The 8,040-nt window shown below is 68.5% G+C and carries 4 protein-coding genes and 2 pseudogenes; 4 read left to right on the forward strand and 2 right to left on the reverse strand.

From position 1 onward, the window contains the following. Nucleotides 1-48 precede the first annotated feature (48 nt). Nucleotides 49-615, forward strand: a pseudogene (locus ACQKDV_RS16490) (phosphate acyltransferase); the annotation flags it as partial. Nucleotides 616-1,122: 507 nt separating this feature from the next. Here ACQKDV_RS16490 and ACQKDV_RS16495 read toward each other — a convergent pair. Together ACQKDV_RS16495 and ACQKDV_RS16500 are read right to left on the reverse strand one after the other, a co-directional pair. Then, nucleotides 1,123-1,285 (reverse strand): annotated as a pseudogene (locus tag ACQKDV_RS16495) (basic secretory protein-like protein); the annotation flags it as partial. Beyond that, nucleotides 1,282-4,629: a GH92 family glycosyl hydrolase gene (locus ACQKDV_RS16500; RefSeq protein WP_427785158.1), complete on the reverse strand. Its 3,348-nt coding sequence runs from the start codon at nt 4,627-4,629 to the stop codon at nt 1,282-1,284. The gene ACQKDV_RS16500 and the pseudogene ACQKDV_RS16495, both read right to left, overlap by 4 nt. 422 nt (nt 4,630-5,051) lie before the next feature. Between ACQKDV_RS16500 and ACQKDV_RS16505 the strand changes: the two genes are divergently transcribed. The 3 genes from ACQKDV_RS16505 to ACQKDV_RS16515 are packed head-to-tail and all read left to right on the forward strand — an operon-like array spanning nt 5,052 to nt 7,689. After that, nucleotides 5,052-5,249 carry a zinc-finger domain-containing protein gene (locus tag ACQKDV_RS16505; protein WP_079223205.1) on the forward strand — a complete coding sequence of 66 codons (198 nt, stop codon included), beginning with the start codon at nt 5,052-5,054 and terminating at the stop codon, nt 5,247-5,249. Between the two features lie 12 nt (nt 5,250-5,261). Then, nucleotides 5,262-6,377: a glycosyltransferase gene (locus ACQKDV_RS16510; RefSeq protein WP_427785160.1), complete on the forward strand. Its 1,116-nt coding sequence runs from the start codon at nt 5,262-5,264 to the stop codon at nt 6,375-6,377. Beyond that, nucleotides 6,358-7,689: an O-antigen ligase family protein gene (locus ACQKDV_RS16515; RefSeq protein ID WP_427785161.1), complete on the forward strand. Its 1,332-nt coding sequence runs from the start codon at nt 6,358-6,360 to the stop codon at nt 7,687-7,689. Before ACQKDV_RS16510 ends, ACQKDV_RS16515 begins: the two co-directional genes overlap by 20 nt. The last annotated feature ends 351 nt before the right edge of the window (nt 7,690-8,040 follow it).

Genomic DNA, 8,040 nt, shown 5'->3' on the forward strand with positions numbered 1-8,040 from the left:
GAGATGTCCACCATGTTGTATTCCATGCCGGCCATCACCGCGCCATAGGCGGCGACCTCGGCCATGACCGGCGTGATCAACCAGCAGGGGGTGTTCTTCTTCGTCGACACCCACGTGCAGGAAGACCCGACTGCCGAGCAGCTGTGCGAAGCGACCCTGCAGGCGGCCTACCGCATGAAGCTGTTCGGCATCGAGCCGAACGTGGCGCTGCTGTCGCACTCCAACTTCGGCAGCCACGATTCGAAGGACGCGCTGAAGATGCGCCAGGTGCGCGAGCTGCTGCTCAAGCGCAACCCGCGCCTGAACGTGGACGGCGAGATGCAGGGCGACACCGCATGGGATGAAGCCCTGCGCCAGAAGCTGCTGCCGGGTTCGACCCTGCAGGGCCGCGCCAACCTGTTCGTGCTTCCGAACCTGGAAGCGGCCAACATCGCCTACAACCTGGTGCGCGTGTTCACCGATGGCGTGGCGATCGGTCCGATCCTGATGGGCGTGAACAAGCCGGTGCACATCCTGACCACCAGCGCGACCTCGCGCCGGATCCTGAACATGACTGCCATTGCTGCGGTGGATGCGCAGATCCGCAAACAGCTGGAAGCGGAAAAGAAGGCATAAGCCTTCGTTCCCGCGACAGCTGCAGAAACGCGCCCCACGGGGCGCGTTTCTGTTTCCGTGAAGCGGAAACGGGTAGAGTCGACTGTTAGTCGACTGCGCTTGATTCGGACGCCGAAAATCCCGCGCTTCGCGCGATAGTCGACTGACAGTCGACTCTACCGGTCCCAACGCGGGGCCTGCCGCTGCCACACGCGCGACGCGGCCTGGTCATCCCCCTGCAACGCCGTTACGGCCCAATACGCCCACGCGGCCCGGCCGTGGGAAGGGACCGGACCGGCCTTCCCACCCTGGGCCCGACCAATTTTTCATCGGCGAGGGTGTCATGCGCAATCGAGTGACGCGGCGTTACTTCCAGCAACTGTTCGCGCTCTACGCCGGTTTCGTGCGGTCGCGCTGAGGCGTAGAAAGCAGCGGGGCAGAGTCGACTATCGCGCGAAGCGCGGGATTTTCGGCGTCCGAATCAAGCGCAGTCGACCAACGGTCGACTCTACCCAATCATCGACGTCGGACCCGCCTGCGCTGCGGCGCCGCCAGGGCGCCACGCGCCCTGGTAGTTCAGCGCCACGCCGTCGCCGGTCAGCTGCGTATCGAACGCCTGGGTCTGGCCGAAGCTGGAGAAGGACAGGGCAACAAGGACCAGAGGCGGAAGACCGTAGCGCATGCGGCTCATTGTGCGGTGCCGGCCGCCAGCAGTTCGATCTCCGCCAGTGGCAGTCGCGCTGGTGCCGCCAGGCGCAGGCGGTACTCGCTGTAGCGACCGGGTTTTGCGATGCGGAACGGACGGGTCTGGCGGGCAGCGTCGAAGTCTTCGCCGCTGCGCTGGTCGAGCACGGTCCAGCTGCCGCTTCCACTGCGTGCCTCCAGCGTCCACTCACCGCCACGGATGCTGCCGTCGCCACTGGTCAGCGTGTACATCGTCGCCGTGCCATCGGCCAGGCCGGTCAGCGCGATGGTCGCGCCGCCGCCCAGGCCCACGGTCGTGGCCGCATCGTCATCGACCAGTGCCGCCAGGTCACGGCCATCGGCCCGCGTGGCCTTCGCACCGCTGCCCAGCAGGTCGTGCAGCCGCTGCGGGCGTTGGCCACGCGCGGTCAGCGAATGCGGCACGTCATCCACCCCGCTGCCCCAGCGCGACGGCTGTGGGCCCATCACGAAGTCAAGCGTTGCGCCCTTGGCGATCACCTCGTGCGGCACCCAGGTCTTCGTCCACGGCTTGCCGTTGATCTTCAATGACTGCACGTAGACGTTCTCGCGCGAGTTGTTGGCCGCGTTGACGGTCAGCACCGCGCCGCCCTGCAGTTCCACCCGAGCATGCTCGAAGGCGGGCGAGCCGATCACATACTCCGGTGCGCCCATGCGCAGCGGGTACAGGCCCAGCGAGGCCAGTACGTACCATGCCGAGGCCTCGCCGTTGTCCTCGTCCCCCGGATATCCCTGGCCGATCTCGCTGCCGACATACAGCCGCGACAGGATCTCGCGTACGTGCTGCTGGGTCTTCCACGGCTGCCCGGCGTACAGGTACATCCATGGAATATGGTGTGCCGGCTGGTTGCTGTGCGCGTACATGCCCATGCGCACGTCGCGCGCTTCGGTCATTTCATGGATGGTGCCGCCGTAGGAGCCGGCCAGCGCCGGGTCGGCGGTTTCCGGTGTCGAGAAGAACGCATCGAGCTTGGCGGCCAGCTTGTCACGGCCACCGTACAGCGCGGCCAGGCCCTCACCATCGTGGGCAGCGGTGAAGGCGAACGTCCAGCCATTGGATTCGGTGTAGTCGTGGCCCCACACGCGCGGGTCGTAGTCTTTGGCGTCCACGCGCCAGCGGCCATCGGCAGTGCGGCCCTGGAAGAAACCGGCAGCCGGGTCGAACAGCGTCGCATAGCCCGCTGCGCGATAGCGGAAGTAATCGGCCTCGGTGCTGTAGCGCTCGCGTTCAGCCGCGCGGGTCGCACGCTTGGCCAGGGCGGCGGCCATGTTGGCGATGCCGAAGTCGTTGAGCGCGCCTTCCATCGTCCACGACATGCCCTCGTGCACATCGGTGCTGGCGTAGCCGCTGAAGGTCGAGCGGTCCATGCCCTTGCGGCCGACATGGCGGTCCGGCGGCACCACCGTGGCGTTCTTAAGCGCAGCGGCATAGGCTTCGGCCGGGTCGAAGCCGCCGATGCCCTTCAGCCAGGCATCGGCGAAGGCCACATCCGAACTGGTGCCGACCATCAGGTCTGCGTAGCCTGGCGAGGACCAGCGCGCGATCCAGCCGCCCGCGCGGTACTGCTCGATGAAGCCCTGCACCATCTGGCCGGCATCGTCGGGCGTGAACAGCGCGTAGGCCGGCCAGGTGGTGCGGAAGGTGTCCCAGAAGCCGTTGTTGACGTACACCTGGCCATCGCGCACGGGCGCGAAGCTGCGGGTGGCGCTGCCATCGGTGTTGTTGTCATCGGCACTGGCCTGGCTGGCATAGCGCCATTCGGGTGCGGCGGCGGTGCCTGCGTTTTCGTGGCCGGAGTTGGGGTACAGGTACAGGCGGTAGAGGCTGGAATACAGCGTGGTCTTGGCGTCGTCGCTGGCATTGCCGATGTCGAAGCGGGCCAGGCGCGCATCCCACGCATCCTGCGCGCGGCCGGCTACGCTCTCCAGCGTGTCGGTAGCGGCGATTTCCAGCGCCAAGTTGTGCCGTGCCTGCTCCACCGAGATCAGCGAAGTGGCGATGCGCATGGTCACCTGGCGGTCGCTGCCCGCATCGAACTTGATATAGCCGCTGGGGCGGCCGGTGTCGATGCGGCCGCTGCTGCGCCACGGCTTGTCGAAGCAAGCGACCAGGTACATGCGGGTCGCGCCGTTGGACAGCCCGCTGCGGGTGTCGGTGTAGCCGCTGAGGGTCTGCGTGGCGGCATCCAGGGTCAGGCCGCCACGTGCATCGACGTTGTCGAACAGCAGGTTGGCATCACCGCCCTCGGGGAAGACGAAGTGGAACAGTGCGGCATGGTCGGTCGGCGCGATGGACGCGGCGATGCCGTTGTCGAAGCGCACGTCATAGCGGTATGGCCGCGCGCTTTCATGGCTGCGGTCGAAGGACAGCGCGCGCTTGCCGCGGTCGGCCTCGGGTACGCCACGGCTGGCCGATGGCATCACCTGGAAGGTCTGGCGGTCGCCCATCCACGGGCTGGGCTGGTGGCTCAGTGCCAGCGCCTGCAGCTGCGGGCGGTTCTGCGCATCGTTCTGCTCGTTCCACCGGTACAGCCAGTTCAGTGCACCGGCATCGGTCACCGGGGTCCAGAAATTGAAGCCATGCGGTACGGCGGTGGCCGGGAAATTGTTGCCGCGCGAGAAGGTGCCGTTGGCCTGGGTGCCCCGGGTGGTCAGCACCCAGTCCGAAACCCGCTGCGGTACGTTGCGCGGCTGCGCATCCAGGCGCACGTCATCGATCCAGCCGGACACTGGCGCGCCCTCGGCGCTGGCAACCTCCAGCTCGATGGCGACCACACGGCGGCCGCGCAGCGCCGGCACGTCGCCCAGGCGCACGGCCTTGCGTGCCCACTGCTGCGGGTACAGCGTCTTCGACTCGCCCTGCGCCTGCGCACCCAACGCGATGCCGTGCTGGTCGCGTGCGCCGCTGGCCGACACGCGGCTGCCATCGTCCAGGCGCAGGTCCAGCGAGACATACGTGGAGGCTACCGTGTCCTTGCCGACAATCTCCGGCAGCACCAGCCACGACAGCGTGGTATCGGCGTCGACGGCCAGGTCGGTGCGGAACAGTTCGCGCCGCGCGCTGCCACCGGCGGCCTGGTAGTGCAGAGCGTGCAGGCCGCTGTAGCCGACGTTGCGCCTGGCCGCGTACGGCGCGGCCGGTCCGTTGCCGATCTGCACCTGCAGGGGGCCGCTACCGGCCTGCGCCGGGGCCGGTTCGCCCGCTTCGAACGAGGTCTGCAGGCCCTGTGCCAGTGCAGGCAGGGCCGGGGTGGCGCAGGCCAGGGCGAGGGCGACCGGAAGCAGGGCGCGGCGCGGATCGGACAGGGTCATGCGAGGTCTCCCGGGTGAGGCAGGCGGCAGGCAGAACCCGCATCGGCACGCACCACGGCCAGCGTCGCACCCGCCGCCCGGAGGGCAGGGGAAGGGGGCGATGCCGGTCCGGTGGGGGTCGGGCCATGCGATCGGGTCGATTGGACGGGTCGCTGCACGACCCGGGCCCGATCCTGCAACAGCCGCAGCGACCTGACAAGTGCCATTTAGTTCGATCCAAATACGGGAAATACGGCGGTCACCCGGTTTCCAGCCGAACCTGCGGGATTGGCCGGGCAATTCCCGCCGACGGCCCGCCGCGCGGTGCCATTCAATGCCATGGAAAATCCCCCCGGCGCGCCCAGTTACCTGTTGTGGCGCAATGTCGGCGTGGCCCGGATGCTAGAATCGCAGGCCTCGCAATCCGTTCATCGACACCCGCCATGAGCCATACCGCCACCGCGCCCGCCAACGCCGAAAAGCGCTACACCGTGCACCGCAGCGACCTGCCGCTGAGCTGCCCGACCCCGGAAATGGCGCTGTGGAACTCGCATCCGCGCGTGTACCTGCCTATCGAAGACGAGCCCAATGGTGAAGCGCAGTGCCCGTACTGCGGTTCGACCTTCGTGCTGGCCGACTAAGCGGCCCCCTCGATGCGCCGACTGACCGTGGTGCAGTTGCTGCCGGCGCTGCACTCCGGTGGCGTCGAGCGCTCGACCCTGGAAATCTCTGCGGCCCTGGTCGCTGCCGGCCATCGCGCGCTGGTGGTCTCCGCCGGGGGCCGCTTGGTGCCGCCGCTGCTGGACAGCGGTGCCGAGCATCTGACCCTGGATATCGGCCGCAAATCGCTGCTGACCCTGCGCCACCTGCCCACCCTGCGGCGGCTGTTCGCCGAGGTCGGTGCGGACATCGTGCATGCGCGCTCGCGCCTGCCGGCGTGGCTGGGCCTGTATGCCATCCGCGCACTGCCGGTCGCGCAGCGCCCGCACTGGGTGACCACCGTGCACGGGCTGAATTCGCCCAGCCGCTACAGCGCGGTGATGACCCGCGGTGAGCGGGTCATCTGCGTCTCCAACACGGTGCGCGACTATGTGCGCCGGCATTACCCGACCGTGCCGGAACAGCGCCTGCAGGTCATCCCGCGCGGTGTCGATGTCGGCCAGTTCCCGCGGGTGGCCCGTGCCGACCGCCGGCCGCGGCTGGCGCTGGCAGCCGATTACCCGTGGCTGGCGCAGGTGAACGGCCCGCTGCTGCTGTTGCCGGGGCGGGGCACCCGCCTGAAGGGCCACGCACATGCGCTGCAGCTGCTGGCCGATGTGCGCGCCGCCGGTGTGCCGGCGCGGCTGTGGATGCTGGGCACCGATGAACCCGGTCGCGAAGCCTACGTGGCCGACCTGCGCCGGCAGGCCGCTGCTTTGGGCGTGACCGACGCCGTGCAGATCAGCACGCCAACCGCGCGCATCGCTCAGGCGTACGCGGCCAGCGATCTGGTGCTGCAGCTGTCGGACAAGCCCGAAGCGTTCGGCCGAACCGTGGTCGAGGCGCTGTCGGTGGGCCGCCCGGTGCTGGGTTGGGACCACGGCGGTGTTGGAGAGCTGCTGCAGCAGCTGCAGCCCTCCGGTGCGGTGCCGCTGGGCGATGCGCACGCATTGGGTGAACGGGCGCTGGCCCTGCTCGCGCAGCCGCCGTCGCTGCCCACCCGTATCCCGTTTACCCTGCAGGCCATGCAGCGTGACACCCTCCGTCTCTATGCCGACCTTGCAGGCTGACGCCACGGCCCTGCCGGGCGACGACCGCGCTGGCCGCTGGGCGCCATGGTGGGTGCTGGCCTATGTGGCCCTGTGGCCGCTGCCGGGCATCGCCGAGACTGTGCTTGGCCTGGGCGCGGTCTATGCCGCAGTGCGCATGGTCGTGCGCCGCCTGCAACGCCGTCCGCACCTGCTGACGCCCGCCGCATGGGCACTGACGTCGATCCTGTTCCTCGGCTACTGGCTGCCGCAGGCCTTTTCCGCCTTCGATGCGATCGACCCGTCCGCCTCATGGACCAAGGCGGCCGCTGGCCTGCGCTACCTGCCCTTCATGTGGCTGGTTGCCATTGCCGTGGCCACGCCCCAGCGGCGACGCCTGATCTTCGGCGGCCTGGCGCTGATCACCGCACTGTGGACGCTGGATGCGCTGGTGCAGGCGGTCGCGGGCACCAGCCCGTGGTTCTGGTCGTTGCAGCAGCTGAAGCAGGCCGTCAGCGGTCATCCCCTGTGCCCGGCCGAGGAAATGGTGCTGGCCGACCGCCTCAGCGGTCCGCTGGGGCCGTGCAATCTCAAGTTCGGCCAGGTACTGGCCAGCCTTTCGCCGTTCCTGCTGCTGCCGGCCGCGCGTCGCTTCGGTACGCCGGGCTGGCTGCTGGCCGGTGCGGCACTGGCCGTGGTGCTGCTGCTGGCGGGGTCACGCGCCTCCTGGATCACCTTCGCGGTGATCGCGGCCTACAGTGGCGTGCGCCAGCTGGGCTGGAAGCGGTTGGGCCTGCTGGCACTGGCCGGCCTGCTGGCTGCGGCGGCGCTGACTGCCAGCGTGCCGCAACTGCGTGAGCGGGTGGCGCGCACGGCGATGGCCTGGGGAGGCGGCAGCGAGGGCGTCGACCAGGCGCTGTCCGGGCGCGGACGCATCTGGAGCGCGGCCGGCTGCATGATTGCCGAGCACCCGATCAATGGCGTCGGCGCGCGCGGCTTCCGCGACGCCTACCCGCAGTGCGCGGACGAGCAGGGGCCTGCGGTCTGGGGCACCGAACCGGCCCTGCATGCACACCAGATCGTGCTGGAGATCCTGGCCGAAACCGGCGTGCTGGGCCTGCTGCTATGGCTGGCGGCGATTGCCCAGGCGTGGCGTGCGTGGCGGTTCGCGCCGCCTGCGGCCCGCGACCGTGCGCGTCCGGCGATGCTGGCGCTGGCTGCCACCGTGTTTCCGTTCAACACCCACCTGGCGTTCTATTCCGCGTTCTGGGGCGGGGTAACGGTGCTGCTGGCCGCACTGTTCGTCGGCACGTTGCTGGCCCGCGAACCGGATCCTGTGCCGGACGCGGGGTGATACCGCCATTGCCGAATGGGCATCCACGCGTGGCGTGGATCTACTGCCATTGCCGAATGGGCATCCACGCGTGGCGTGGATCTACTGCCATTGCTGAATGGACATCCACGCGTGGTGTGGATCTACTGCTATTGCCGAATGGGCATCCACGCATGGCGTGGATCTACCGCCATTGCCGAATGGGCATCCATGCATGGCGTGGATCTACCGCCATTGCCGAATGGGCATCCACGCGTGGCGTGGGTCTACTGTAATTGCCGATTGGGCATCCACGTATGGCGTGGATCTACTGCGATTGCCGAATGGGCATCCACGCGTGGCGTGGGTCTACTGTAATTGCCGATTGGGCAT

This window comes from Stenotrophomonas sp. NPDC077659, from assembly GCF_050268705.1.
Taxonomy (GTDB): domain Bacteria; phylum Pseudomonadota; class Gammaproteobacteria; order Xanthomonadales; family Xanthomonadaceae; genus Stenotrophomonas.

Bases quoted from the DNA above. Each gene is read 5' to 3' on its own strand.
- ACQKDV_RS16500 (WP_427785158.1), bottom strand. From the start codon at position 4,629: ATGACCCTGTCCGATCCGCGCCGCGCCCTGCTTCCGGTCGCCCTCGCC.
- ACQKDV_RS16505 (WP_079223205.1), top strand. From the start codon at position 5,052: ATGAGCCATACCGCCACCGCGCCCGCCAACGCCGAAAAGCGCTACACC.
- ACQKDV_RS16510 (WP_427785160.1), top strand. From the start codon at position 5,262: ATGCGCCGACTGACCGTGGTGCAGTTGCTGCCGGCGCTGCACTCCGGT.
- ACQKDV_RS16515 (WP_427785161.1), top strand. From the start codon at position 6,358: ATGCCGACCTTGCAGGCTGACGCCACGGCCCTGCCGGGCGACGACCGC.